Source organism: Ensifer sp. SL37, from assembly GCF_026672675.1.
In the GTDB taxonomy this organism is placed as follows: Bacteria; Pseudomonadota; Alphaproteobacteria; order Rhizobiales; family Rhizobiaceae; genus Ensifer; species Ensifer adhaerens.
Map to the genome: position 1 here is coordinate 497,124 of NZ_JAPPRN010000001.1, position 26,494 is coordinate 523,617.

Below are 26,494 nucleotides of genomic sequence, written 5' to 3' on the forward strand. Positions count from 1 at the left end.
CGGGAAAGCCGGCATTCGAAAGGTATTGTCATGGACGTGCGCGTTCACAACATCCGCAAGGAATTCGGCCGCTTCCCGGCGCTCGACGACGTCTCGCTCGACATCCGCTCCGGCGAGCTGATCGCGCTGCTCGGCCCCTCCGGCTCCGGCAAGACCACACTTCTGCGTCTCGTTGCCGGGCTCGAAAGCCCGACCGAAGGCACGATCTTCTTCGGCGACGAGGATGCCTCGCAAAAGACCGTGCAGCAGCGCAACATCGGCTTTGTCTTCCAGCACTATGCCCTGTTCCGCCACATGACCGTGCTCGACAACGTCGCCTTCGGGCTGAAGGTGCGGCCCTCCAATCGCCGCCCGCCGTCGGCCGAGATCCGCAAGCGCGCCCTCGATCTGCTCGACCTCGTCCAGCTCTCCGGCCTCGACAAGCGCTATCCGGCGCAGCTCTCGGGCGGCCAGCGCCAGCGTGTGGCGCTCGCCCGCGCCATGGCGGTGGAACCGAACGTGCTTCTGCTCGACGAGCCCTTCGGCGCGCTCGACGCACAGGTCCGGAAAGAACTGCGCAAGTGGCTGCGCGACATTCACGACCGCACCGGCCACACGACGATCTTCGTCACCCATGACCAGGACGAGGCGCTGGAGCTCGCCGACCGCGTCGTCGTCATGAGCAAGGGCGTGATCGAACAGGTCGGCACCCCCGACGAGATCTACGACCATCCGGTCTCGCCCTTCGTCTACGGCTTCATCGGCCAGTCGAACTGCCTCAATGTTACGCTGCAGAACGGCGAGATCTGGTTCGAGGATCGGCCGATCGGGCTGCGCGCCCCGTCCGAGCCCGACGGCCCGGCGAAACTGCACTTCCGCCCGCACGACATCGAGCTGATCGACGGCTGCGGCGGTTGCCTTGCCGGTCTTGTCGCCGCCAGCCGCCGCGTTGCCGGCACCCGCCATCTCGAACTCGACCTTGGCCGCAACCATCCGCATGTCGAGATCGAACTCTCACCCGAACGCGCCGCTGCCGGCGACCACAGCCGCATCGCCTTCCGACCGACAAAGTGGAAACTGTTCAGGGAGGAGCAGCCGAATGCGGCCGCAACGCTGGAGGCGCCGGCCGAAGTGGAAACGGCCGAGCCCTTCGAGCTGGCGCGCACCGGCAGTTGATCGGGCGCGCTCGGTAGCGCAGTTTCACCTGTCTCGTCGTGCCGTGTGCAATCGTGCCGGCAACGACGGGCTGAGAGTCGCCGTGCGGATATCGGTTTGCTTCGCGATGCGCTAAGCAGGGACGCCCGCTGCCGACAATGGCTGCGGAACCGGGAGAAGCGCATGACGATCGTCGACGACCTGAAACAAGCCCTCGGCGACATCGTGCTCACCGGCACGCAAATCGGCGAACGCCACCGGAGCGACGCCAGCCTGACCGGCCGGGAGCTGCCCAGAGCCGTGATCCGCCCGACAAGCAGTGGCGAGATCGCCGCGGCCCTCCGGCTCTGCAACGAGAACGGCCAAGCGGTTGTCGTCCAGGGCGGCCTGACCGGGCTTGCCGGCGGCGCCAATGCCGGCAGCGACGCGGTGGTGATCTCGCTCGAGCGTTACACCGGCATCGAAGAGATCGACCCACAGGCAGGCACCATGACTGTGCGGGCCGGAACGCCGCTCGAAGTGGCGCAGCGCGCCGCCGAAGACGCCGGTTTCCTGCTGCCAATCGATCTCGGCGCCCGTGGTTCCTGCCAGATCGGCGGCAACCTCGCCACCAATGCCGGCGGCATCCGGGTGCTTCGCTACGGCGTGACCCGCGACAACGTGCTCGGTCTCGAAGCGGTGCTCGCCGACGGCACGATCATCTCGTCGCTCAACAAGATGATCAAGAACAACACCGGCTACGACCTCCGGCAATTCTTCATCGGCTCCGAAGGAACGCTCGGCGTGATCACCCGCGCGGTCCTGCGCCTGCGGCCCTTGCCCGCCGGCCGGCTGACGGCGCTCTGCGCTCTCGAAAGCTACGACGATGTGGTCGCCTTCCTCACGCGCTGCCAACGCCGCCTGCCCGGCCTCTCGGCCTTCGAGGCGATGTGGGAAAACTACTTCCGCTTCAACGCCGAGGCGGAGAAGCTGAAGCTCTTTGATGAAATCCCGCCCTTCGCGGTGATCGTCGAGCAGGATCTGCTCGGTGATGCCAGCGAGCGTGACGGTTTCGAGGCCTTTCTCGGTGAGGCGCTTGAAGATGGGATCATTGCCGATGCGCTGATCGCCCAGTCGGAGAAAGAAAGCCGTTCGTTCTGGAGCGTGCGCGAAGGCCACGCGATGGACAGCCAGCTGCCGGCACTCGTCAACCTCGACGTCAGCCTGCCGATCGGCGATATCGGCCGCTTCGCCACGGAATGTGGTGCGGCTCTATCTCAACGGTTCCCGGCCGCCCATGTCTCCTTCTTCGGCCACGTCGCCGACAGCAACCTGCATATCGCCTTTTCGGAGCCTGACAGCGACGCGGACACGCCGCATATCGTCGACGGCATCGTCTACGAAATCGTGCGGCGCTACAAAGGCTCGATCTCGGCCGAACATGGCGTCGGCACGCTGAAGCGGGATTTCCTCGACCATTCGCGCAGCCCGGCCGAACTCGAACTCATGCACCGGATCAAACGGGCGCTCGACCCGAACGGCATCCTCAATCCGGGCAAGGTGATCTGAGGCAGCCTCATCGCCACGCAAACGGCTCAAATTCAGAGCCAGGACGCCGGCGTTTTCGGCAGGCGCCCTTCGGGATCGATAACCTTCAGTTCGGAACCCTCGCCCGTATTCCAGTGCCACAGCGCGACGCAGGTGCCGCCGGGCGACATGAAGGACGGATAGATCAGGCCATCGAAGCCTCGGTCGCTCAACGCCAGTTGCAGGCGGTGCGTCTCCGGCACCAGACCACGATCGAGCGCATCGCGCCATTCGCATCGGTGGATTTCTTCGGTGAGACCAAGGTCGGAAAGGATCTCCGGCGCCGTCAGATCGGCAAGACGGGCAAAGCGGAGTTCAAGCTGGGCGATCAGCGCCGGGTGTTGGACGAAACCCTGATTGTATTCGGCCCAGGCGGTCGAGAGCTCGCGGGCGGCATAGACCGTCGGCGTTCCAACGGGATTCCACCTCCCACCGTACCGCCCTGCCCCTTCGCCCGAGAGCGGCGCATGCGCCCAGCGCGGCACATAGGCGCGCCAGAGGCGCACCGGCTCACCAACCGCCATCAGGCGTAGACACCGGAACGCACGGCTTCGAGATAGGCGAGCACCTTGTCGGCCTTGCCTTCACCGACGAGGTCATAGGCGGTCTTGCCGGCCCAGCCGGGGATCGGCTGGTGCTTGAACCAGATGACGGCGCGGCTATCGTCGCCCGCCATTTCGCCGGCCATGGCAAGGATACGGACGACGCTGCTCAAGGCCGCATCGACCTTTCGGGCATTGGACTTCGCCGTCAGCGTGTTGCGCGCGACACCGATCAGCTTCGCGAGTTCGGCAAGCGTCACGCCAAGGCGTTCGGCGACCAGCCGAGCGGACAGGAAGGACGACTGGCTCTCGCCGTAGTGGGCGGTGGAGATGTTGAGACCGACAGCAGCCATGATAGGATCCGCACTTGTTTTGATCATTGTGTTATCAAAATAAGATCAAAACATGCCCAAATCAAGGACGCCTATCGCCGCCAGGCGGGCTCGCGCTTGTCGAAGAACGCGCCGACACCCTCACGCGCCTCATCGGATTCCCAGCAATCGGCAAGCTGTTCGATGGTCGCGGCAATGGTCTCTTCGGTGATTGGAGCCCCAAGCGAGCGAGCCAGTCGCTTGGCCCGGCCGGTGGCCTCCGGCGCGACCGCCAGATAGGGCTCGATCTCTGCTTCGATCGCCGCATCCAGCGCGTCGGTGGTGACAACGGTGGTGGCGAGCCCCAAGGCGCGCGCCTCCTCCGCACCGAACAGGCGGGCGGACATGAACAGCGGCCGCGCCTTACCCTCGCCGATGCGGGCGACGACATAGGGGCTGATGGTCGCCGGGATCAGGCCGAGGCGTGTTTCGGTCAGGCCGAACTTGGCGTCGGTCGAGGCAACCGCCGCGTCACAGATGCTCATGAGGCCAACGCCGCCGCCAAAGGCATTGCCATGCAGGCGGCCGATCACGGGCTTCGAGATCTCGTTCAGCGCCTTGAACATCATCGCCAATCGCGTCGCCTCAGCAATGCGAGTCGCCCTGTCTGCATCGAACTGCTCGCGCATCCAGCCGAGGTCGCCGCCGGCGCAGAAGCTGCGGCCCTCGCCCTCAAGGATAACGACGCGGACAGAACGGCCGGCCGAAAGCTGCTCTGCCGCCTCGGTCAGTTCGCCGATCATCCGCGCCGAAAGCGCGTTGTGCTTCTGCGGCAGTGCCAAGGTCAGCCGCGCGACACCGCGCGCATCGGTTTCGATCCGGATCGTTTCGAAGGTCATGATCCCGTCCTTAAGGTCCGCGCGAAAGCGGCGGCCTGTTCGAGCTTCGCTAGGTCGAGCCCCGTCGAAAAACCCTTGGCCGTTACGAAGGCGTTGACGGCGAGCGTGTCGACATTGCCGGCAGCACCCGGCGCATAGGGGCAGCCACCGAGACCGCCGGCCGAAGCGTCGAAGACCCTGAGGCCGCGGTCGAGCGAAACGGCAATATTGTCGAGCGCGCGGCCGGAGGTGTCGTGGAAATGCCCGGCGAGCCTGTTGGCCGGAATGCGCTCCAGCACCGCGGCCAGCATCGCGTCCACCGCCTCTGGCGTGCCGCGGCCGATCGTGTCGCCGAGACTGATCTCGTAGCAACCGAGATCATCGAGCAGGCCGGCGACGCGGGCAGGGCTCGCTGCGGCGATCGCACCCTCATAAGGGCATTCGACAACGCAACTCACATAGCCGCGCAGCAGAATTCCTTTTTCCCGGCACAGTTCGGCAACCGGTAGGAACCGCTCGATGCTTTCGGCGATCGAACAATTGATGTTCTTTTGCGAGAAGGTTTCGGAAGCCGAGGCGAAGATCGCCACCTCGTCGGCGCCGGCTTCGAGCGCGGCTTCAAGACCGCGCATGTTGGGCGTCAGCACCGCGTAGCGCGTCCCGGGCCGCCTCCGGATGCCGGCCATCACTTCGGCGGCGTCGGCCATCTGCGGCACCCATTTCGGGCTGACGAAGCTCGTCACCTCGATCCGCTCGTAGCCGCAATCCGAGAGCATATCGACGAGACGTATCTTCTCAGTCGTTGGGACGAGCGCGCTTTCATTCTGCAGCCCGTCGCGCGGCGCCATCTCGACGATCGTCACATGCCCAGGCGCCGCTCCGCTCATTCCGCGCTCTCCGGCTGGAGCATCACCAGCACGGCGCCGGCTGTCACCTGCTCGCCTTCGCTGACCTGCACGCTCTCGACCACGCCGGCGCGCGAGGCCGACAAGGTGAGTTCCATCTTCATCGCTTCCATGACCGCAAGCGCCTGGCCCTTCTCGACCGCATCACCGGGGCGGACCCGGATGAGCTTGACGATGCCGGGCATCGGCGCCGAGACCGCGTCGTCGGCGACCTCGCTTGAGTGACCGGCACCAAGCGCGTCCGGCAAGCGAAGTCCGTAGGTCTCACCATTCAGGAACAGCGTGATCTGCTCGCCTTCGCGCAGGAAACGGAACTCCTGCTGCGCGCCGGCGATTTCCGCCCGGGCGCCATCGGCAGAGCGATTGAGAATAACGACCGGCAGCGCCGCCGTCCCGGTGTGGACGGCGAACTGATCCCGGCCACGGGCCGCCAGCGCCACGGTCGTCCGTCCACCCAGGTGCTCGATCGCGATGTTGCGGTTTGCGTCACCCCAAATCTGCCAATGGCCGAGCGAAGACCAGGGATCGGCCGATCCGTCCGGCTGCAAGGCTCCGGTCGAAATGATGGCCGCAAGCGCGAGGGCCGCATCGTTCGGCGCCGGCGACGCCGATAGCCGATCGATCGAACGATCGATCAGGCCGGTATCGGGGTGCCCGCCGCGAAAATCCGGTTCGGCCGCAAGGCGGGCCAGAAAATCGAGATTGGTGACAGTTCCGCCGATGCGGCAGGCCCTGAGCGCGATCTCGAGCCTGGCCAGCGCCGTCGACCGGTTGGGCCCATGGACGATCAGCTTGGCAATCAACGGATCGTAGAACGGTGTGATCCTGTCTCCCTGCCGGACACCGGCATCGACACGGACGCCCTCCTCCGGAAAGCTCAAGGTCGTGAGTTGCCCGGTCGCCGGCAGGAAGCCGCGCGACGGGTCTTCCGCATAGATGCGGGCCTCGAAGGCCCAGCCGTCGATGGCGATCTCGCTCTGGCGTTTCGGCAGCGCTTCACCGGCTGCAGCCCGCAGCTGCCACTCGACGAGATCGATGCCGGTGATCGCCTCGGTGACCGGATGCTCGACCTGCAGCCGGGTGTTCATTTCCATGAAATAGAACTGATCCGGCCAGAGTCCGTCGGTCACGTCGGCGATGAACTCGACAGTGCCCGCGCCGACATAGCCGATCGCCTGCGCCGCGCGAACGGCGGCTTCGCCCATGGCGCGCCGCACTTCCGCGGTCATGCCCGGCGCCGGCGCTTCCTCGATCACCTTCTGGTGGCGTCGTTGCAGCGAGCAGTCGCGCTCGTAAAGATGCAGGATGTTGCCGTGCCGGTCACCGAAGACCTGCACCTCGATATGCCGCGGCTTCGTCAGATATTTCTCGATCAGGACCGCGCCGTCGCCGAAGGCCGCTTCCGCCTCGCGGCGCGCCGCCTCCAGCGCAGCCGGAAAGTCGGCGGCGCTGTCGACCCGCCGCATGCCCTTGCCGCCGCCGCCGGCGCGCGCCTTGATCAGCACGGGATAGCCGATGTTCACCGCTTCCCCGGCAAGGAAGTCCGGCTCCTGTGTCTCGCCGTGATAGCCCGGAACCACCGGCACGCCGGATTGCTCCATCAGCGCCTTGGCGGCATCCTTCAGCCCCATGGCGCGAATGGCCGACGCCGACGGTCCGACGAAGGTGATGCCGGCCGCCTCGACAGCTTCGGCAAAGTCGGCATTCTCCGACAGGAAGCCGTAGCCGGGATGAATGGCGTCTGCGCCGACGGAGTGCGCCGCCGCGATGATGCGTTCGGCCACAAGGTAGCTGTCGAGCGCCGGCGCCGGGCCGATGCGGATCGCCTCGTCGGCCAGCGCCACATGCAGCGCGCCGACATCGGCATCGGAGTAGACGGCGACCGTGCGGATGCCGAGGCGCTTGGCTGTGCGGATCACCCGGCAGGCGATCTCACCGCGATTGGCAATCAGGAGTTTGGAAAACATCGGCATCTCCTGGCCCTATTGCGCTGCGATCACATCGATTTCGAGCAACCATCCGGCATCGAAGATGCCGGCGATCGCGACCGTCATGGCGGGTGCTAGCGCGCCGAGATATTCGGCGCGGGCCGCGCGGTTGGCCATGGCGTGTTGCCGATCGGCAAGCAGCACCGTCACCTTGACGATATCGACCTTGGTCATGCCCGCCGCGGTCAATTGCGCGTCGATGTTGGCCCAGACCTGGCGCGCCTGCGCCTCGAAACCCTTCGGCAGCGCGTCTTCAGGCGTCAGCGGCACCTGCCCGCTGACGAAGAGCAGACGCTCGAAGTTCTCCAGGCGAACGGCCTGCGAGTAGCCTCCACGCGGCTGCGGTGCGTTCGGGGCATTGATGTTTTCGCGTTTCATGGCGGTGTCCCTACATCCTGAAGAGGCCGAAGCGCGTGTCTTCGATCGGCGCATTGAGCGCCGCCGACAGCGACAGGCCGAGCACGTCGCGCGTCTTGCGCGGATCGACGACGCCGTCGTCCCAAAGTCTGGCCGAGGCATAGAGCGGATGGCTCTGGCGTTCGAAGAGATCAAGGATGGGCTGGCGGAAACGCGCCTCCTCCTCCTCGCTCCAGGGCGTTCCCGCCCGCTTCAGGGCCTCGCTGCGCACGGTCGTCAGGACGCCGGCCGCCTGCTCACCACCCATGACGGAGATGCGGCTGTTCGGCCAGGTCCACAGGAACCGCGGCGAAAACGCCCGACCGCACATGCCGTAGTTGCCAGCGCCGAAGGAACCGCCGACCAGCATCGTCACCTTCGGCACACGTGCCGTCGCCACCGCCGTCACCAGTTTGGCGCCGTGCTTGGCGATGCCTTCCGTCTCATATTTCCGCCCGACCATGAAGCCGGTGATGTTCTGCAGGAAGACGAGCGGGATCTTGCGCTGGGCGCAGAGCTCGACGAAATGCGCGCCCTTCAGGGCGGATTCCGAAAACAGCACGCCGTTGTTGGCGATGATGCCGACCGGGATGCCGTGCACATGGGCAAAGCCGCAGACGAGCGTGGTGCCGTAGCGCGCCTTGAATTCGTCGAAACGGGAACCGTCCACGGTGCGGGCGATGACCTCGCGGATGTCGTAGGGCGTGCGCAGATCCGAGGGCACGATGCCGGCGATCTCGTGCGGGTCGTAGAGCGGCGGCTCAGGCGTCACCAGCTCGACCGTCAACGGCTTCAGCCGATTGAGTGCCGAAACGGCCCGGCGGGCGAGCGCCAGTGCATGAGCGTCATCGCGCGCCAGATGGTCGGCCACGCCGGAGAGCCGCGTGTGCACATCGGCGCCGCCGAGATCCTCCGCCGAGACGACCTCGCCGGTCGCGGCGCGCACGAGCGGGGGGCCGGCGAGAAAGATCGTGCCCTGGCCTTCGACGATGATCGTCTCGTCGGACATGGCCGGCACATAGGCGCCACCCGCGGTGCAGGAACCCATCACCACGGCGATCTGCGGGATGCCGGCGGCCGACATATTGGCCTGGTTATAGAAGATCCGACCGAAGTGATCGCGGTCCGGAAAAACCTCGTCCTGGTTCGGCAGGTTGGCGCCGCCGGAATCGACCAGATAGATGCAGGGCAGATTGTTTTCCGCGGCGATCTCCTGCGCGCGCAGGTGCTTCTTGACCGTCAGCGGATAGTAGGTGCCGCCTTTGACCGTCGGGTCGTTGCAAACGATCATGCACTCACGGCCAGACACCCGGCCGATGCCGGTGATCAGCCCGGCCGCCGGCGCATCGCCGTTGTACATGCCGTGCGCCGCCGTCATGCCGACTTCGAGGAAGGGTGTTGCCGGATCGATGAGGTTGGCCACCCGGTCGCGCGGCAAGAGTTTGCCGCGGCTGACATGGCGTTCGCGCGCGGTATCACCGCCGCCGGCGGCCGCCACCTTCACCGCGTCTTCGACAGTCGCGATCGCCTCCGCCATGGCCGCCTGGTTTGCCTTGAACGTATCGGAGGACGGAGAAATGTGAGATTTCAGAACGGTCATCAAGTCCTCTTTCGATCGAGTTCGGCCGTTTCAGTTGCCGGCGGCTACCGCGTCTCGGTAAACAGCTCCCGCCCGATCAACATGCGGCGGATCTCGCTGGTGCCGGCGCCGATCTCGTAAAGCTTGGCGTCGCGCAGCAGGCGACCCGCCGGGTAGTCGTTGGTGTAGCCGTTGCCGCCGAGCGCCTGGATCGCCTCGAGCGCCAGCGCCGTCGCCTTCTCAGCCGCATAGAGGATGCAACCGGCCGCATCCTTGCGCGTGGTCTCGCCGCGATCGCAGGCCGCCGCCACGGCATAGACATAGGCGCGCGCCGCATTCGCCGTCACATACATGTCGGCGAGCTTACCCTGCATCAGCTGGAACTCGCCGATCGCCTGGCCGAACTGCTTGCGCTCATGCAGATAGGGGACGACCACATCGAGGCAAGCGGCCATGATGCCGAGCGGCCCGGCCGAAAGCACGACACGCTCATAGTCGAGCCCCGACATCAGCACGCGCACGCCACCGCCGATGGTGCCGAGCACGTTTTCTTCCGGCACTTCGCAGTCCTTGAAGATCAGCTCGCAGGTGTTGGAGCCGCGCATGCCGAGCTTGTCGAGCTTCTGGCCGGTCGAAAAGCCGGCATAGCCCTTCTCGACGAGGAAGGCGGTGATGCCGCGCGGGCCGGCGGTCGGATCGGTCTTGGCATAGACGACGAGCACGTCGGCGTCCGGACCGTTGGTGATCCACATCTTGTTGCCGTTGAGCACATAACGGTCGCCGCGCTTGTCGGCTCTGAGCGTCATCGAAACGACGTCGGAACCGGCGCCGGGCTCCGACATCGCCAGCGCACCGACATTCTCGCCGGAAATCAGCTTCGGCAGGTAACGCGCCTTCTGGTCGTCGTTGCCGTTGCGGTTGATCTGGTTGACGCAGAGATTGGAATGGGCGCCGTAGCTAAGGCCGATCGAGGCCGATGCGCGGCTGATCTCCTCCATCGCCACGCAATGGGCGAGATAGCCCATAGCGGCCCCGCCATGCTCCTCGCCGGCGGTAATCCCGAGCAAACCAAGCTCGCCCATCTCGCGCCAGAGCGGCATCGGAAATGCGTTGCTGCGATCGGTCTCGTCCGCCAAAGGCGCGATACGGTCCGTTGCGAAGCGCCGCACACTCTCGCGCAACGCGTCGATGTCCTCGCCAAGCGCGAAGCTCAATCCGCCCTGAAACATGTCTATCCTCCCATCGTGCCGCCCAGTGCGGTCTCCTCCCACAGCGGCCGGACGATAACGCTCCATCCTCTACGCGGATCGCAGCGAATGCAATGAGATCAACGCCGCGACATGGCCGGACGATAGCACCGCGTTTCGCTAATTTCCTTCCAAAGAGGGGCAAAGCCAAGCACGATATGCAAATCCGGAACCGCCTGCCGATTGCATCCTGTGCGCGAACGAGTTGGCGGGCCCTCGCGCCGAGTCCGGCGGCAAGCGTTCCACTCCTGGTACGGCAACAGGTGTCGCCGTGACATCGCGGGATCGACGATCAGTTCTTGTTCGGCCAGATTTCCTGGCTGGCCTCGACGGCCGCAAGGCCCTGCATCGCGTCTCTATTGCCGGTGGCGGCAAGCGCCTCGAAGATGCGTCGCGCTTCCGCGTGGTACTTGAGGTTCATGTAGGCGTAGCCGCGCAGCACCATCAGGTCCTGGCGGCGGGTCGAGATCTGCCCGAGCTGATCGAGAAAAAGGATGGCCTCGCGGTAGCGATTGGCATTGAAGGCGGCAATGGCACGGTCTGCGAGGATCGCCGTCTGCAGCTCGTCGACCCGCCCCCGGCTCTGCGTCGACTTGGTCGCCGACACCGCCGCCTTGTTGGTGAGGCCGGCGCGCAGGTAGGCCAGGCTCTGGCCATAGGCCGCGTCTTCGCGCATCTGCGACGCAGGCGCCTGCAAGGCCACCTCGAATGCTTCGGCGGCCTCCAGCGGCCGGTTGAGGTCCATCAGGCACCAGCCGCGCGCGAGCGCCGCCTGCGGCGCCATGCCGGCGGGATTGATGGTGGTTCGGCAGCCGGCCCCGCTGCGCACCGATTTCTGCACGACGCCGCCCGTGCGCGGCCTCTGAGCGGCAGGTTGCTCGACCACCTCTGTGACGACGGTGGTACGGGCCGTCGGCTGCGGTTGCGTCCGTTGCACCTCGGCCGTCGGAAGCGGCGCGCGGCTGACTTCGTCGAGCTTCTCCTTGACTTCGCCAAGCCGGGCGATGCGTTCGGAACGGCCCGACCACAAACGCTGGACTTCGACGACGCCATCCTTGTCGTTCAGCTGGTCACGGCTGAGCGCGAGGCCATAGGCCGACGGCTCGTCGTCCGGCTTCCAGCGCAGCGCCGTTGCAAACCATTGTGCGGCGGTTGCCGGCTGGTTGAGGGCGCGCGCATACCAGCCGAACTGCTGGGCCGTGGCCGGTTCGCGGGCCTTGGTCGTTTCCTGAGCGATCCGCGCCAGCACGGCGGCATCGAGGGCGACCGGCGGATCGATTGCCAGCAGATTGGCAGTCGCCGCGAAATAGGTCGCAAGGGCATCGGGCGAGCTATCGCGCCACGGGTAGAGTACGGCCTCGGCCTCGAGCGGTGCCTTGCGCGCGATCAGCGTCAGCGCCAGCCCCTGCGCGGCGGAGGCGCTGTCTTCCTTGTCATGGGCACGGCGGAACCATTGCTCGGCGGCGCTCATGTTGTCGCGGCGCAGCTGATACCAGCCGAGCAGCAGAGCGTCGCTTGCCGTGCCACCGGTCTCGGCCAGTTTTTCGACGCGCTGGACGTACTTGGGATCAACCGCAAGCGCTTTGTCTCCGTCACCTTCGGCAACGAAGCGCCGGGCGAGATCATCACGGATGCTTTCGAACTCCGGCACGCCCTCCGGCGTGGTGCGCTCGAGCGCGAGCAGATCCTGCAGCGTCGCGTAGGACAGCACAGCGGCAGCCTTCTGCACGGTGGCGAGCCGTTCCGGCGCGTTGTCGCAGCTCTTCAGCACATAGAGATAGGCATCGCGGGCCCGGTCCGGCCGCTTGGTCTCGGCAAAGGCCTGCGCCACATGCCAGAGCACATCCACTTCCGAGCAGGTCAGAAGGCTCGGCGTGCTCGCAGCAATCGAAATCACGGTTTCATACTGCTTGAGCTCGGAGGCGTTCACCAGCCGGGCGCGAGCCTCGGCGACGTTGAGGCGCTCGAGCAGGTCCGATGGCGGCTGCCAGGCGGCTTCCTTCGCCTGACGCTCGGCGATCGCCTTGCGCACTTCGGCGTAGCGGCCTTCAGAGTAGAGCCGCCACATGGTTTCGAGCGCGACGTCGTTGTTGCGCGGCACAGCCAGCGGATCGGCGGGCGGGACCCAGTCGGGATAAAGCGAGCGCAGGCGCGAGATTTCCGCCTGCAGCCGTGCGGTATCGCCCTTGGCGGCAAAGTAGCGAAGCGCCGATTCGTCGACCACCGACTGCGGCTTGCTTGTGCTTTGTGCTTCCTCCGACGGCCTGTCGGCCTGGGCCACCTCGGTGAATTGCGGCGGCGCGCCGCGCGCGCCCTGGCCGGCGCTGCCGCCGACGGCCGGCGCCTCCTGGCTCTCGCCAGTCAAGCTGCCGAGTTTCTTGTTGTCCTGGCGCAAGAAGCCGCCATCGGTCAGTCCGGCAACCCCGATCGCCGTAGTCATCACAGCGGCAATGGCAACGATTGAGGACTTCATAGACACTCCGGACGCTTCTCCCTCACGTAAGACAGCCCCAACAGGTGCAGCGTGGAAGGGTAATATTGCGTCGGGCTGAACACCTTGACGCTGTCGGGTATCGGAACCCTGTCCAAGACACAGGCCAGAATATGGTTAACAAATCGATAACCGGGGTCCGTGAGGCTGGTTTGAACGGCCCCCGTAGAGGCGTCGCTGAGGACCAATGCGTCGTTGTCGCCGGCCATTCCCGCCCGCAGCCGCGCCATCAGATCGCGGCCACCCATGTCCGCCCGGGCGAGGTAGAGCGGGATCCGCAAAGCGTTATAGCCGAACTCGGCGGGAAAGCCCTGGGCTGGCTTCGGCATCGCACGCAGGCTGACCCAGTCGGCCGGCAGTTTTCTCGGGCCTGATTGCAGGGCATTGAGCAAGGCCAGGCCGTCGTCCGAGAGCGCCTTCCAGCGCGGCGACGGCGCTACCCGATCAAGCGCGGGAAAAGCCTCGAAGATCCAGTAGGACGGATTGACCACCGGGCCATCCGGGCGATCGGTCGTACCGAAGCCCGTAACGCCGGGCAACAGCAGCGTTCGCCCGCCATGATCGAGCAGGGTGTTGTCGAGGATAGCCTTGGCGATCCGCGAGGCGGCCTGCAGGTAATCCTGCCGCTTCCAGCGTTCACCGGCGAGCACCAGCGCATAGGCGATCAGGATGTCGCCGTCGGTGGCATTGTTGATGTCGATAATGTGCGGCGTTTCGGTGGCACTCCACTTCCACGCCGCCAGCCCATCGTCGCGCAGCAGCAGCTCACGGCGCGTGAACGACCAGATCAGCGCGAAGTCGGCCGGGTTGTCGGCCAGCACGGCGAGAAGCAGGCCATAACCCTGTCCCTCGCTATGGCTGACATTGCCATTGGCGTCGTCGATGATCCGGCCGCCGGAATCGAGGAACCGCGCCTTGTACTGGTCCCATTCCCCAGCCTTCACCGAGCCCGCCTGTTCGTCGGCTCCGGCCGCCATCGGCAAAAGGAGCGCAAGCAATCCGGCGAGAAGCGCGGTCCGCCACTTCATTGGCGCCGCCCCAGGCGAGTGAGCATCGAGGATGTTGCCAGCCCCAGAAGCACCGACAGCACGATCAGCAGCAGGGCATAGACCATGATGTTGCTGGACAGCCAGTTGGCAAAGATCAGGCGATAGTTGGTGAGCGACGGCGGCTGCGTCTGGACGAAATCGAATCCGGCGACCGGCGTCGCCTCGATCTTGTCTGTCGCCGGCTCATAGGCCGAGACCCGCCCGGCAAGCTGTTGCCAGCGCGTGACGTCGGCGATCGCCGCCGTGCCCTCACGCAGACGCTTTCCGGTTGGCGCCGTCAGCAGCGTCCAGGTCGCGTCGTCGCTCGGATTGGCGCCTTGCGCAATCACAAGCCCGGCACTTTCCGGCGGAATATAGGCGGCTTGCGCTTCGGGCAGGATACGCAGCGAGCTCAGTGAAATGTCGAACTCCTGCTTCACCCAGGTCTGAAACCCCGTGACCTGGTTGCGCCAGGCGCCGCCGCTCAGGCGCGTGCGCCATTCGTCGATGGCTTTCTGGGTGTCGTCAGGACGGCCGGTGTCCTCCGCATTGCCCCAGGACATCTGCCTGGCGGGGTCGATACCGACCTGTGTCAGCACCGTCTTCGGCAACTGCGGCATGGCGCCGATGAAGATCGCGTTGCGGCTGCCGGCTGCAAGCGGCGATGTGATCACCTCCACCAGCATCGGCCTGCCGCCGGCAACCGCCAGGCGGGCAAGGAAGGTCGCGGCCGCCGACAGCGTGTCCTCGTCTGCACGGTCGAGGAAAAGGGGAACGGCGGCGCTATCACTGCGATAGGGGGCGGCGGCACCGGAAATCGCGGCGATATTCGGTACCGGCGACCGATGCGCGCGAAGTCCGGCATTCGCAGTTCGGACGTATCGAAGAGCGCGAAGCGCGGATCGTTGGAGGCCGGCGTTCCCGGCGCGCAGACCTTGTCCGGCTCGGCGGAAAGCACCGCCTCGATCTCGATCAGGTTCGGACCGGGCTTGAAATGGCGCATCGTTACTTTGATCGGCAGGTGGCGCAGGATGTCGCCTGTGGCCGAGTTCAAAGGGATCGTCGATGCGATGTTGCCGTTGATATAGATGTCGATGTGGCTGCCTGGAAGCACGGCATCCGTATAGGCAGCGTCGAGCAGAAGCGTCGCGTCGCCATAGGCGTCGGCATAGAAATCCGACGGCACGGCTACGGAGAAACGCGTGCGAAAGCGCCGGCCGGTAAATTCGCTGGTTTCCACCCCGAGCTCGGAGAAGCGCAGGCGCGCATTCGTCACGACCAGCGGCGTCTCCGGCAACTGCCAACGCCCGGTGGCGATGACGTCGCGCGGCACGTTGCTCGGGCGGTCCATCGGCTGCGTGATCCCCTCGATCGCCTCCTGAACGGCGGACCAGTCTGGACCGCTGATCACCAGCACCGACGACTTCGTCTTGCCGTCGCGCACGAACATGGCGACAGGGCCGCTCGACGCACCTTCCGGCAGTCGCTCGAGGAACGGCGCCACTTCCTCCGCGGTGCCGACGAGCGCAGTCATCTGCCCGGGTTTCGCGAGTTCAGGCATGGTCTCGCTGAGGGCGAATTCCTGGGCGGGCATCTGGCCGCGCAACGCCATGCCTTGCGCAAGCCGCATCAGAGCTGCCGTTCGGCTCGGCTGCTGGAGGCCGGGTACGACCAGGTTGAACTGCGTCCGGCCGCGCGCATCGAGCCCGACTGCGCGTACGTCGTCGAGACTGGAAAGCGTCGCGCTGTCGCCGGAGGAAAACCGGATGAAGGCCGATTCCGGTGCGATCTCAGTCCACAGTTCATAGGTCGATTCGACCGTGCAGTCCGTGCGGTGGCGTTGGCGAACCTTGACGCGAATATCGTTGGATCCGGCGCGCAGCAACCCGGGCTTCAGGTCGTAGCTCAGCGGCGTGGCGGCCTCCGCCGAGCCGATCGGCTTCTCGCCGGCCAGTTCGCCATTGACGAAGATCGAAAGCGTCGACGCTTCCGGCGCAACGACGATCGCGTTCTGATAGGCGAAATTAAGCGAGGCGGCAGATTGCGCCTGCGCCGGCGTCAGATAGACGGACCAGGTGCGTTCATCGACCTCTCCGGTCAGCGACAGTGCGCTGAACGGGATGATGAAGCGCTTGAAGTCGTCCGGCGGCTTGAGCGTGACGATGGGTTCTGCCGGCCCGGCGTTGCTTCCGGTGTCTGCCGGCGGCTGCAGGATCGGAGCATCCGCCGGGCGCTCGCCGGACATGTCGAAAGGCGACGGCTGCGCCGACACGCCGGTTGCAAGGCTCGCAAGCAAGAGGGCTGGGAGAACGAGGCGCCTGAGCATCAAGCGCCCTCCTTCTGCGCCTCGGAGCCACGCAGGCTGCGAAGGAAGTAGATCATGCCGCGGCTCGTCTGATAGAGCGCCAGCCAGAGGAACCAGAACGTTCCGCGCACCAGTCCCGGATTACCGCGCCGGGCGCTTTGAAACTCGCTCCATTGCCGCGAATTGGCAAAGATCAGGTCGGCGACCAGGCTGTGATGGCGGGCGACCTGCGGCAGGTAGCGGCAGCCCATGATGGTGATATCGCCGGCAACCTCCTTGTTGCGGATCGCGACTGGCAGCGTCTCGGCCACGCCGCTGCCGCTGTAGGGCTCGAAGCGGATCCCGCCCTCGGTGTCGGTCGGCAGCGTCGATGCGTCGATGCCGTAGACCTGGACGCGCGCGCCGTGCGCCGAGACATCCTCGATCGTTGCCGGATACCATTTGTCGGCGACCCCGAATTCGCAGCGGCGGCTGACCTTGACGCGCCGGGAGGCTGCCCGCTCGCCGCGCTCCGACACGACGCCGAGCACGCAGCCGGCCATGATCAGATTCAAGAGGTTCCAGCCGCCGACGACGAGCGTCACGTCTGCCTTGTACGGCTCGGTGTAGACCCGGTAGACCGTCATGAGCAGGGCGACGAAAAGCACCGCGAAGATGACGAAGAACGGCCGGGCAATCTCGGAGAGCCGGCTTTCCAGGATCGATTCATCCTTTGCCGTCACCTTGAAGGTCGGCCGGCTCGGCCGCAGCAGCACCGAGATGACCGCCGGCAGCAGATGCACCGTCTGGGCGAACTCGTAGAGTTCAGAGATCCAGGGCCAGCGGAACGAGCCGTAGAGATAGTTCTGCATCATCAGGTTCACGACCATGTAGGCCAGCGTATAGGCGAGGAACTCGCCGCCAGACGCCGTGAAGATCTCAAGGTCGAAGAACAGATAGAAGAGCGGCGCAAAAAGGAAAATCGTCCGCGGGATCGGAAACAGCCAGAACAGCGTCGACGACATGTAGCAAAGCCGTTGCGGGATCGACAGTCCGCCCTTGAACAGCGGAAAGCGGAATATGAGGATCTGCATCATCCCTTGCGCCCAGCGGCTGCGCTGGCCGATGAAGCTGGCGAAGGTTGCCGGTTGCAGGCCGGCGATCAGCGGGCGGTCGACATAGATGCTGTTCCAGCCGCGTCCGTGCAGCGCCAATGCCGTTTCGCAATCCTCGGTGATGCTCATGCCGCTGAAGCCCTCGGTATCCTCCAGCGCCTTGCGGCGAAGAACGGCGGCCGAGCCGCAGAAGAAGGCGGCATTCCACTTGTCGAGACCGCGCTGGATGATGCCGTAGAACATCTCGTTCTCGCTCGGCATTTTCTCGAAAGTGCGCAGGTTGCGCTCAAGCGGATCCGGGTTGAGGAAGAAGTGCGGCGTCTGCACCAGGAACAGCTTCGGGTCCTGCTCGAAATAGCCGACGGTCTCTAAAAGGAAGTCGCGCGCCGGCGCGTGGTCGGCATCGAAGACCGCAATCAACTCGCCGTCGGAGTGCAGCATGCCGTTGTTGAGGTTGCCGGCCTTGGCGTGCTCGTTGCGCTCGCGCGTGAGGTAGCGCACGCCGAGATCGTCGCAAAGCGCCTGCAGTTCGGCATTGCGGGCGGATGCGCGCTGCGCTTCGACAAGGTTTGCCGAGTTGCGCTTCTGCAGGGTGCCGCCGTCGTCGAGCAGCCACACCGTCAGCTTGTCGGCCGGATAATCCATCGCCTTGGCGGCGGCAAGCGTATTGGCGAGCAGGCCTGCGTCCTCGTTGTAGGACGGCACGAAGACGTCGACCTTCGGAAACTTGCCGGGAGAGATCGAACTCGCCTTTCGCGGCGGCAACGGCATCGCCACTACGAACAGGCTGAGCGACAACATCATCACGCTGTACATTTCAGCAAGGTAGAGCAGGAAGCCCGGGATGAAGTTTTCAAGCTGGTTGAGCGGCGGCAGCGTGCTTGTCGTGCGCCAATAGACATAACGCAGCACGATCGCCGTACCGAAGGCGAGCGCGATCAGCCGCCAGCGGCCGCCGGCATTGGCAAGCTTGAGCACGGCCATGAAGGTAACGATGAGAACGCTGACGATGAGCTGCGTCTGGAGGTTCACCGGCAGCGTGATGACCGCCATTACACAAAGCGAGAAAAACGCCCAAGCGGCAACCGATCCGATCCTGCTCATACATTTGCCTTCCAGCGTTCGGCATCATGCCACTGGTATTGCCCGACCCATATTCGACCGAGTCTCCCCTACCGACACCAGCCCATAACAAAGGATGGTTAGCGGTCGATTAAGGGCAGGCTCCTCCGGTCTGCTGCCCTGCGCACGCGGGAGCCGGCACGATCACGTTCGGCAAGGTTTTCGCCGTGGTTTCCGCCTGCGCCTGCGGCATTGAGACGGTCCCGTCCGGCTGCGGAACCGGGATCGACGTTACCGCGGCGGGCGCAACGACCTGCTGTTCGACGCGTGCCGGAACGCTGCTGACTTCACGCCGTGCCACGGGCTGCACCTGGCGCCGCGGAACCGCCACCGGAGCGCTCGTGGTCACCGCCTCTTCCTGGCGGTAGATCGGGCTGCCGGTTCGGCCGAGACCCGCCTCCAGCGGCGGCGGCGCGCCATAGGGGTTCCAGGCAGGATCGCCGAAGGTGCCGGTGATCGTGTAGCCGTAGACCGGGGCCAGAAGCTCGGTCTCGCTGGCGCCTGCCGCGCAATAGCGCAGCCGCACCTGGATCGTGCCGTAGCCCTTGAGCGGCGAGCGATGGTTCTCCGCCTGGCGGATCTGCTGCCAGGCAAAGATGCAGGCGTCGTTCGCCCGGCCCTGACCGAAGGCATAGCCGAACGGCCCGTAATTATTCTGCAGGAAATAAGGGTTGAGCGACAGCGAAACGCCGGGCAGCGCCCGGCGCGCCTCAGCCATCATTTTGTTGTCGCGCACAGCGGCATAGTTCGAGCGGGATTGCTGGTCGAACTTGGCGTTCATCGGGCCGAAGAACTTGGCCCGCAGCAGGTTCTGACCTGGGGTCGCCGCCGAGGTGTAAAGATAGATATCCTGCTCGATCGCGTTGGTGCTGCGCCGTTCGACGACGTTCAGAACCGCAGGCCCGCCGGGCGGCGGCAGGATCAACGCGTTTTCCGAGGGAACCATGATGCTGCCGGTCGGCGTGCCGACGTCCTGGCGCGTGTTGCAGCCCGACAGCACGGTCGCGGCCACCAGCGACACCGCAGCCACGCGCCAGCCGTCCGCAGGGCGCAGCCGTCTCTCCGACGTGCCGAATCTCCGACTCAGATATCGTTGCATCATGGCTGAGCATTAGTTGATTCACCCCATTTCGCAAACCCGCGAAGAATGGGGGCAGAGATGCGACCGGGCGACGACGCACGGCTTTGTCCCCTCAAAATCGATTGTTTCAGGGCGGGCCGGCGCGCTTCGGCGGCGCCGCGACCAGTCGCCTCAAACCGCTTCTCTGGGACGGGCAAGATCGTTGACACCCTCATCATCCGGGGCCTGCCCGTAGCTCATGCGGCGCATCTGCGCGATGACGCGCTCCATCTCGTCGTCGGGCAGAACCGGCGGCTCGCCAAGCGTCAGCGCCTGAACATACATGCGCGACAGGGTCTCGATCTCGATCGCCAGCCACAGGGCGGACTCGAGCGTCCTGCCGAGCGAGATCTGGCCGTGCTGGCCAAGCAGGCAGGCCGTACGGTCCTTGAGCGCCACAAGCGCATTGTCGGACAATGCCTGCGTGCCGAAGGTCGCATATTCTGCACAGCGGATCGTCGTGCCGCCGGCAATGCCGGTCATGTAGTGAAAACTCGGGATGGTCTTGTGGTGGCAGGCAAGCGTGGTCGCATAGACCGAATGGCAGTGCAGTACGACGTTGATATCCGTGCGTTCCCTCAGGATATCGCGGTGGAAACGCCATTCCGACGACGGACGAAGACCGACATAGGTACCGTCGAAATCCATCTCGACCAGATCCTCAGGCTGCATCGTCTCATAGGGCAGCGACGACGGCGTGATCAGGAAACCGGTCTCGGTACGAACAGAAATGTTGCCCGCAGTCCCCTGGTTGATACCGTTCGAATTCATGCGGCGGCAGATGTCCACCATCTCGCGGCGGAGCGACAGAATGTCGGCCTTGCTCATCGATATGTCCTTTCGAAGTCGCGACTGAAACCATTGTTGCGCCCAGCCCGGGCGCGGGCTCGCCATTGCGACGCATAGACGGCGACAGCAGGCGAGAGGTGAGACACGTCGCCGGGATCGGCGAGCGAAAGCGGCGCCGGGCGCCGGCGCCGGCCCTCGCTTGCAAGCAGTGCGGCGCCGGAGGCCACGCCATAGGCATCGAGATTGAAACGCACACGCCGGTTCGGCATCAGTGCGGCGACGAGGCGGGCATAGAGCGGGTCGCGCAGGAAGCTTCCGTCGAGTACGACCAGCGGCCCCGGCCCCAGCGCCTCCACGCACTCCGCCGTTAGAAGCGCGCAATAGAGCAACGCCAGCGCCTTGCGTTCGATCGGCGTTTCCGGCGGTGGCCCGCTGATGCGACCGCGACCGGCACTTCCCGGAAAGAGGCCGTCATCGTCGCCGAACGACGGCAGCGCCATGGTGCGTCTGGCGATCAAGCCGAGAACGACGTCGTCAGGCACCGCGGCGTCCGGCGGTTCGCGGCCCGCCACATGGGAGAACTCGCGGCCGCCCATCGTGAGCACGCCGCCGAGCGGGCGCCCGAAGACGTCGCTGTTCAGCGTCATGCCGCGGTGTTCGTCGAGCCGGTCGAGCGCCGTGCGGCCGGAAAAGCCGACGATCCAGGTTCCGGTCGAAACGACGATGAAATCGTTGAGCCCGCCGGCGTGATAACGATAGTGGTTGAGGCTGCTGTCGTGGCCGCCTGTAAGCACGCGCAAGCCTTCCGGCAACCCGTGGCGCCGGACAAGCTCGGGACGAGCGGAGCCGAGGACCTGCCAGGCATCGGCAAAATCCGGCATCAGGCTCCGCCAGCCGCGTGTCCCGACAATGGGCGCGAAGCAGCGTTCGGCGACATTCCAGAGATGCGATTGCGCGCCGAGCAGGCTCGCCTCGGATGCAGCAACGCCCGACAGCCGCCACGCCCAATATTGCGGCAGGCCGAGATACCAGCGCGCGGCGGCGACGGCATCGGGCGCATGCTCCTGCATCCAGTAGAGCTGGCGCGCCTGATGGGTGGCGCTGTGCATCGTCGCGCTGCCGCGGTCGAAAAACGAGCCGGAGAGCGGCGCATAGCCGAGCCGGATTTTCTCCGGCACCGGCTGCTCGTAATCGATCATCGGTAGAGCCGCGCCAGCGGCCATATCCGGGTCATCGCCGACGAGTACGCCGCCGGACCCGTGACCGGCGGCGACGAAGGTTTGCAGCGGATGGCGGCGACCAAGATCTGCGAGACTGGCGAAGACCCATTCGCCGAGGCTTTCGAGATCGTGATGCCGCCAGGGCGGGCCCGGCAGCACTGGGTTGGCGACGCTCAGCGTTTCCAGGACGAAACCGTCTGATGTGACCGCGTTCAGCTTCACATTGGTCTTGCCGACGTCAAGGACGGCGACCGTCCCCGTGTCCGCATCCGCTGAAACTGCCATACCGAGACCCTCCGTCCTGATAGAGGCGGCCCTTAAAGCGCGCGCACCTAGATCAATCCGTATTGCCGGGCCTTGTTCCTAAGGAACGGCAGGCCGTTGCCCATCACTTCCTCTTCGTCCCTGGCGACCGGCCGCCAGACCGCAAGGCCATAGGCCACTTCCGGCGGCATGTTGATGAAGCTTTCCATCGCCAGTCCACCCTTGAAACCGATCGCAGCCAGCGTCGCGAAGATCTCGTCCCAGGCGCAGTTGCCATAGCCGGGCGTGCCGCGGTCGCTTTCGGACAGGTGGATGTATTTGATGAAGTCGCGTGCATCGAGGATGCCGGTGCCGATGCCCTTTTCCTCGATGTTCATGTGGTAGGTATCGAGATGCACGAAGACGTTGTCGGCGCCCACCCGCTTGATCATGTCGACCGCTTGCCAACCGGTGTTGATCAGGTGGTTCTCGTAGCGGTTGACCGCCTCGACGCCCAGTTCGATGCCACGGGTTTTGGCGTGCTTGGCGGCGGCCTGCAGCACACGGGCGATGTTGTCGTACTCGGCTTCAGTCGGCGGCACGCCGGTGCGCTCGCCGATGCCGCCGTAGATGACGCCGGACAGCGCCTCGCCGCCGAGATCGGCCGTCTTGTCGATCGCCACCTTCAGATGCTCGATCGCGGCATCGGGTCGGACGGATGCCCAGGCGCGCTCCGGCAGGCCGAGCGAGCAGACCGCGCGCAGCTTGTTTTTCTCCAGCAGCGCCTTGGTATGGGCAGTATCAACCGCCGGCGGATTGAGCATCGGGATCTCGATGAAGTCGACGGCGTATTTCACCGCCGCCGCAACGGCGCGCTCCGCACCGGGGCGATCCCAATTCATGGTCCACATGCTCGTATGGACGCCAAAACCCTGCATGGTCATGTTTCCTTTCTGACAAATGAAATCTTGAATTTCGTCGCGACGAAGCGCAGCACCATGACGCCGGCGAGCAGCAAACCCCAGACGGCGGTCGCCAGATGCTGGTTGGCGCCGACGAGGTTGAGACCCGAAGAGAGAAGCTGCAGCACCACCAGCGCGACAAAGACAGGGATGACCCGACCGAAGCCGCCGAACGGATTGACGCCACCCAAGAAGCAGGCGAGCACCGTGATCAGCAGGTAGCTTTCACCGTGGCCGATGCGCACGGAATTGAAGCGCGCCAGCATGATGATGCCGGCAATCGCGCACATGGCGCCGGAGAGCGCATAGACGAGCACGATCACCTTGCGGGTGTTGATGCCGGAATAGCGGGTCGCCTCGAGGTTGGAGCCGATCATGTACGTGTTGAAGCCGAGCTTCGTGCGGGTCAGCAGCACGTTCCAGGCGAGCACGCAGACGATAAAGACGATCAGCGGGATCGGCACGCCGAGAAACGAGCCGTGACCGAGCGGACCGAGGAAGGCCGGAAAGCCGGATACGTCGCCGCCGCGCGTCAGGAACTCGCCGAGGCCGCGCAGGAAGATCATCATCGACAACGAAACGAGGATCGGATGCGCGCGGGTAAAGGCGATCACCAGTCCCATGATCACGCCGCTCGCCGCCCCAACGAGAATGGCGAGCACCGAACCGAGCAGGAAAGCGCCGGGGCCGGCCTCCACCCCGCCATTGGCCTGCAACACCCAGGCGAGCGTCAGCCCGGCGATGTTGGCCGTGAAGGTGATCGCGAGATTGAGCCCGCCCGTCAGGATCGGCAGCAACATCGCGAGCGTCAGAAGGCCGAGCTCCGGCAGCTGGAAGGCGACCGAACCGAAGGTGGCCGCGCTGAGGAACTGCGGCGAGGCGATGCCGAACACCAACACCACGGCGAGAAACGCCAGCCCCGGCCCGGCTATTTCCGGACCGATGAGGGTCTTCACGCGTTCGACGATCGCACTCATCGTCCGGCTCCTTTCTGGCTGACGAAGGGCAGAAGCCTTTCGATGCGGGTATTGGAGAGCGTGATCGCCACGAGGATGATGGCGCCGATGATCATCTTGAAAGCGAAGGGCGAGACGCCCATCAGGTTGAGGCCGTTCTGGGTGATCGAGATCAGGAGCACGCCGAGCACGCAGCCGAACACCGAGCCCTTGCCGCCGCCAAGCCGCGCGCCGCCAAGGACGACCGCCGCAAGCACGTCGAGTTCGCGACCATAGAGCGCGTTCGGCACCACCTCCTGCGCATAGTGCGCCTGGATGAGCCCACCGATGCCGGCCATCAGACCGAGCCAGCCGAAGGCGATGAACTGCATGGCGCCGATGTTGATGCCGAAGCGGCGCGCGCCTTCCGGATTGTCGCCGAACGCATAGAGCTGGCGGCCGGTCGTGGTGCGGGTGATCAGCACCCAGGTGGCGATGACGCAGAGCACCATCACCAGCACGGGAAGCGTGATCTCGATCCAGGTTCCGTCCGGCATCTCGTGTTCGAACAGGATGACGCGGTCCGTCAGCCAATCCGGCAGGTCGTAGATCGACACGCCCTTGGTGAAAAACATCAGGAGGCCGAAGTAGATGTTGAAGGTCGAGATCGTCGCGACGATCGAGATGACGCGGAAACGGTGGATCAGGAAGGCGTTGATGGCGCCGAGCAGGATGCCGAGCGAGCCGGCAATCAAAAGGCCTGAGATCCAACCTCCCCCGACAATCCAACCAAGAGCAATGGCCGTACCGTATTGCACGACAGAGGCGGCAACAGCGAAGGAGATATCGATGCCACCGGCGATCAGCACGACGAGCAGCCCGACGGCGAAGATGATGTTGACCGAGCTGATGTTCAGCAGGTCAAAGGCGTTGCCGAGCGAGAAGAAGTTGGCGGTCGAGACCGACAGCACGGCGCTGATCGCGATGATGACGGCAAGCAGCGACACTTCCGTCGCGTGGGTGCGGACGAAGCTACGCATAGACCGCTCCTTCGATCTCGGCGAGCGAAGCGCTGCGCGGATCATAGCTGCCGACGATGCGGCCTTGTGCCATGTGCAGCACACGGTCGGCGTTGAAATAGACCTCCGGCACCTCATCGGAGATCAGAATGATCGCAAGGCCGGTCTCGGCAAGCCGCGCGACGATGTCGAAGATGCCAGCACGCGCACCAACGTCGACGCCGACAGTCGGGGCGTCGAGGATCAGGAGCTTCGGATCGGTCGCCAGCCACTTGGCGATCGCCACGCGCTGCTGGTTGCCGCCGGAAAGCGTGGAGATCGCATCCTGCTGCAGCCCGATCTTGACGCCGAGATCGGCGATCCAGCGCGCGACAAGGCTGCGCTTGCGATCCTCGGAGAGCAGTCCGCCTGAAAGGATCTTGTCGAGCGAACTAATCACGAGATTGTCGGCGATCGACTGCGGTTGGATGAGGCCAAGCGATAGCCGGTCCTCGGAGAGATAGGCGACGCCCGCCGCAATCGCATCGCGGTTGGACGAAAAGCGGACCGGCTTGCCTTCAAGCGCAATGGTACCGGATGCCGGCTTCAGCATGCCGAAAAGCGTCAGCGCCAGTTCGGTGCGCCCGGCGCCGAGCAGGCCGGTAATCCCAAGTGTTTCGCCGCGCCTGACCGAGAGCGAGATATCCTCGAATTGGCCCGGGCGGGACAGGCCCTTCACATCGAGCACGACGGGCTGACCGTCGCGGAATTTCGCGCGCACCTGCTGGTCGAAGGTCTTGCCGGTCATCAGTTCGGTGATGCGCGACTGGGTCATGCCGGCGGCGGGGTAGACGCCCACCAGCGCACCATCGCGCAAGACCGTGATGCGGCTCGAAATCTCCAACACCTCGGCGAGCCTATGGCTGACGAAGACGACGGCGACGCCGGAGGCGGAGAGCCCGCGAACGATATCGAGCAGATGGTCGGTTTCCGATTGCGTCAGCGACGCGGTCGGCTCGTCCATGAAGACGAGCCTCGCTTCACCCACAAGCGCCCGGGCGATCGCCACGATCTGGCGCTGGGCAATCGCATATTCCTTGAGCGGCAGGTCGACGTCGAGCGTCACGCCAAGACGGGCGAGCGCATCGGTCGCGATCTGGCGCATTCGGCCATAATCGACCAGTTTCGGCCAGCGGCCGAGCACCGTCTGGAAGGCGATGTTTTCGGCGACGCTCATTTCGGGAAACAGCGCCAGGTCCTGCCAGATCACCTGGATGCCGCGATCCTGCGCGGTCACCGGTGACATGTGGGAATAGGTTTCGCCATCGAACTCGATCGAGGCGCCATCGGCGGGGCGGTAAACGCCGGTGATGATCTTGATCAGCGTGCTCTTGCCGCAGCCGTTTTCGCCGGCAAGGCAATGAACCTCGCCCGGGCGGACGTCGAAGCTCACATTCTTGAGCGCACGAACCCCACCAAACGTCATGTTGATATCGCGCAGGGCCAGAAGCGGCTTCTCGCCTCCTCCCGCGGTCGCAAGCTGGTGCATGGACTGCCCCTAAATCACGTTAAGTCCGAGCAAGATGCGGGCAGAAACCGCAAACACCTTTCCTCATCCGGCTCCGGTACGGTTGAGGGACT

22 protein-coding genes are annotated in these 26,494 nt (G+C 65.1%); 2 read left to right on the forward strand and 20 right to left on the reverse strand.

From position 1 onward, the window contains the following. The first annotated feature begins 30 nt into the window (after positions 1 to 30). Positions 31 to 1,155 carry a sulfate/molybdate ABC transporter ATP-binding protein gene (locus OVA00_RS02325; RefSeq protein WP_268087822.1) on the forward strand — a complete coding sequence of 375 codons (1,125 nt, stop codon included), beginning with the start codon at positions 31 to 33 and terminating at the stop codon, positions 1,153 to 1,155. 162 nt (positions 1,156 to 1,317) lie between these two features. Next, positions 1,318 to 2,682: an FAD-binding oxidoreductase gene (locus tag OVA00_RS02330; protein ID WP_268087824.1), complete on the forward strand. Its 1,365-nt coding sequence runs from the start codon at positions 1,318 to 1,320 to the stop codon at positions 2,680 to 2,682. 32 nt (positions 2,683 to 2,714) lie between these two features. Here the strand turns inward: OVA00_RS02330 and OVA00_RS02335 are convergent, their stop codons facing one another. The 20 genes from OVA00_RS02335 to OVA00_RS02425 all read right to left on the reverse strand — a co-directional run bounded on the left by OVA00_RS02335 (position 2,715) and on the right by OVA00_RS02425 (position 26,402). Further along, the gene (locus OVA00_RS02335) at positions 2,715 to 3,224 is read right to left on the reverse strand and encodes an RES family NAD+ phosphorylase (protein WP_181529578.1); all 510 of its coding nucleotides are present in this window, start codon (positions 3,222 to 3,224) and stop codon (positions 2,715 to 2,717) included. Then, positions 3,224 to 3,595, reverse strand: a complete 372-nt coding sequence (locus OVA00_RS02340; RefSeq protein ID WP_268087826.1) for an antitoxin Xre/MbcA/ParS toxin-binding domain-containing protein — start codon at positions 3,593 to 3,595, stop codon at positions 3,224 to 3,226. The genes OVA00_RS02335 and OVA00_RS02340 overlap by 1 nt, the downstream gene beginning before the upstream one ends. Before the next feature lie 71 nt (positions 3,596 to 3,666). Next, a complete protein-coding gene (locus OVA00_RS02345; RefSeq protein ID WP_112772353.1) occupies positions 3,667 to 4,452 on the reverse strand; it encodes a crotonase/enoyl-CoA hydratase family protein in 786 nt (261 codons plus the stop codon). After that, complete coding sequence (locus tag OVA00_RS02350; protein WP_112772352.1) at positions 4,449 to 5,318, reverse strand: hydroxymethylglutaryl-CoA lyase; 870 nt, start codon at positions 5,316 to 5,318, stop codon at positions 4,449 to 4,451. Before OVA00_RS02350 ends, OVA00_RS02345 begins: the two co-directional genes overlap by 4 nt. Beyond that, a complete protein-coding gene (locus OVA00_RS02355) occupies positions 5,315 to 7,303 on the reverse strand; it encodes an acetyl/propionyl/methylcrotonyl-CoA carboxylase subunit alpha (protein ID WP_268087829.1) in 1,989 nt (662 codons plus the stop codon). Before OVA00_RS02355 ends, OVA00_RS02350 begins: the two co-directional genes overlap by 4 nt. 15 nt (positions 7,304 to 7,318) lie before the next feature. Beyond that, entirely contained in the window at positions 7,319 to 7,702 is a 384-nt protein-coding gene (locus tag OVA00_RS02360; RefSeq protein WP_034789939.1) for a RidA family protein, read from the reverse strand. 10 nt (positions 7,703 to 7,712) lie between these two features. Beyond that, the gene (locus OVA00_RS02365; RefSeq protein ID WP_060529108.1) at positions 7,713 to 9,320 is read right to left on the reverse strand and encodes a carboxyl transferase domain-containing protein; all 1,608 of its coding nucleotides are present in this window, start codon (positions 9,318 to 9,320) and stop codon (positions 7,713 to 7,715) included. 44 nt (positions 9,321 to 9,364) lie between these two features. Continuing rightward, positions 9,365 to 10,528, reverse strand: coding sequence for an isovaleryl-CoA dehydrogenase (locus OVA00_RS02370; RefSeq protein WP_060529109.1), 1,164 nt, complete (start codon positions 10,526 to 10,528; stop codon positions 9,365 to 9,367). 310 nt (positions 10,529 to 10,838) lie between these two features. Next, a complete protein-coding gene (locus tag OVA00_RS02375) occupies positions 10,839 to 13,019 on the reverse strand; it encodes a cellulose synthase (protein ID WP_060529110.1) in 2,181 nt (726 codons plus the stop codon). Further along, positions 13,016 to 14,065: a glycosyl hydrolase family 8 gene (locus OVA00_RS02380; protein WP_089043686.1), complete on the reverse strand. Its 1,050-nt coding sequence runs from the start codon at positions 14,063 to 14,065 to the stop codon at positions 13,016 to 13,018. Before OVA00_RS02380 ends, OVA00_RS02375 begins: the two co-directional genes overlap by 4 nt. Then, the gene (locus OVA00_RS39760) at positions 14,062 to 14,745 is read right to left on the reverse strand and encodes a hypothetical protein (protein WP_326494113.1); all 684 of its coding nucleotides are present in this window, start codon (positions 14,743 to 14,745) and stop codon (positions 14,062 to 14,064) included. Before OVA00_RS39760 ends, OVA00_RS02380 begins: the two co-directional genes overlap by 4 nt. Continuing rightward, positions 14,736 to 16,391: a cellulose biosynthesis cyclic di-GMP-binding regulatory protein BcsB gene (locus OVA00_RS02385; protein ID WP_326494114.1), complete on the reverse strand. Its 1,656-nt coding sequence runs from the start codon at positions 16,389 to 16,391 to the stop codon at positions 14,736 to 14,738. The genes OVA00_RS39760 and OVA00_RS02385 overlap by 10 nt, the downstream gene beginning before the upstream one ends. Continuing rightward, on the reverse strand, positions 16,391 to 18,568 hold the full coding sequence (bcsA, locus tag OVA00_RS02390; protein WP_034789955.1) for a UDP-forming cellulose synthase catalytic subunit: 2,178 nt from the start codon (positions 18,566 to 18,568) through the stop codon (positions 16,391 to 16,393). Before bcsA ends, OVA00_RS02385 begins: the two co-directional genes overlap by 1 nt. A 109-nt stretch (positions 18,569 to 18,677) precedes the next feature. After that, positions 18,678 to 19,616 (reverse strand): cellulose biosynthesis protein BcsN, encoded by a 939-nt coding sequence (gene bcsN, locus OVA00_RS02395; RefSeq protein ID WP_063894939.1) that lies wholly within the window; start codon positions 19,614 to 19,616, stop codon positions 18,678 to 18,680. A 222-nt stretch (positions 19,617 to 19,838) separates the two neighbouring features. Continuing rightward, a complete protein-coding gene (locus OVA00_RS02400) occupies positions 19,839 to 20,534 on the reverse strand; it encodes a class II aldolase/adducin family protein (protein WP_060529113.1) in 696 nt (231 codons plus the stop codon). Further along, positions 20,531 to 22,000: an FGGY family carbohydrate kinase gene (locus tag OVA00_RS02405; protein ID WP_268087833.1), complete on the reverse strand. Its 1,470-nt coding sequence runs from the start codon at positions 21,998 to 22,000 to the stop codon at positions 20,531 to 20,533. Before OVA00_RS02405 ends, OVA00_RS02400 begins: the two co-directional genes overlap by 4 nt. A 47-nt stretch (positions 22,001 to 22,047) precedes the next feature. Continuing rightward, on the reverse strand, positions 22,048 to 22,896 hold the full coding sequence (locus OVA00_RS02410; RefSeq protein ID WP_034789974.1) for a sugar phosphate isomerase/epimerase family protein: 849 nt from the start codon (positions 22,894 to 22,896) through the stop codon (positions 22,048 to 22,050). 2 nt (positions 22,897 to 22,898) lie between these two features. After that, the gene (locus tag OVA00_RS02415) at positions 22,899 to 23,897 is read right to left on the reverse strand and encodes an ABC transporter permease (RefSeq protein ID WP_060643947.1); all 999 of its coding nucleotides are present in this window, start codon (positions 23,895 to 23,897) and stop codon (positions 22,899 to 22,901) included. After that, positions 23,894 to 24,895, reverse strand: a complete 1,002-nt coding sequence (locus OVA00_RS02420; protein WP_268087834.1) for an ABC transporter permease — start codon at positions 24,893 to 24,895, stop codon at positions 23,894 to 23,896. The genes OVA00_RS02415 and OVA00_RS02420 overlap by 4 nt, the downstream gene beginning before the upstream one ends. Continuing rightward, positions 24,888 to 26,402: a sugar ABC transporter ATP-binding protein gene (locus OVA00_RS02425; RefSeq protein ID WP_034789992.1), complete on the reverse strand. Its 1,515-nt coding sequence runs from the start codon at positions 26,400 to 26,402 to the stop codon at positions 24,888 to 24,890. Before OVA00_RS02425 ends, OVA00_RS02420 begins: the two co-directional genes overlap by 8 nt. Between the last annotated feature and the right edge of the window lie 92 nt (positions 26,403 to 26,494).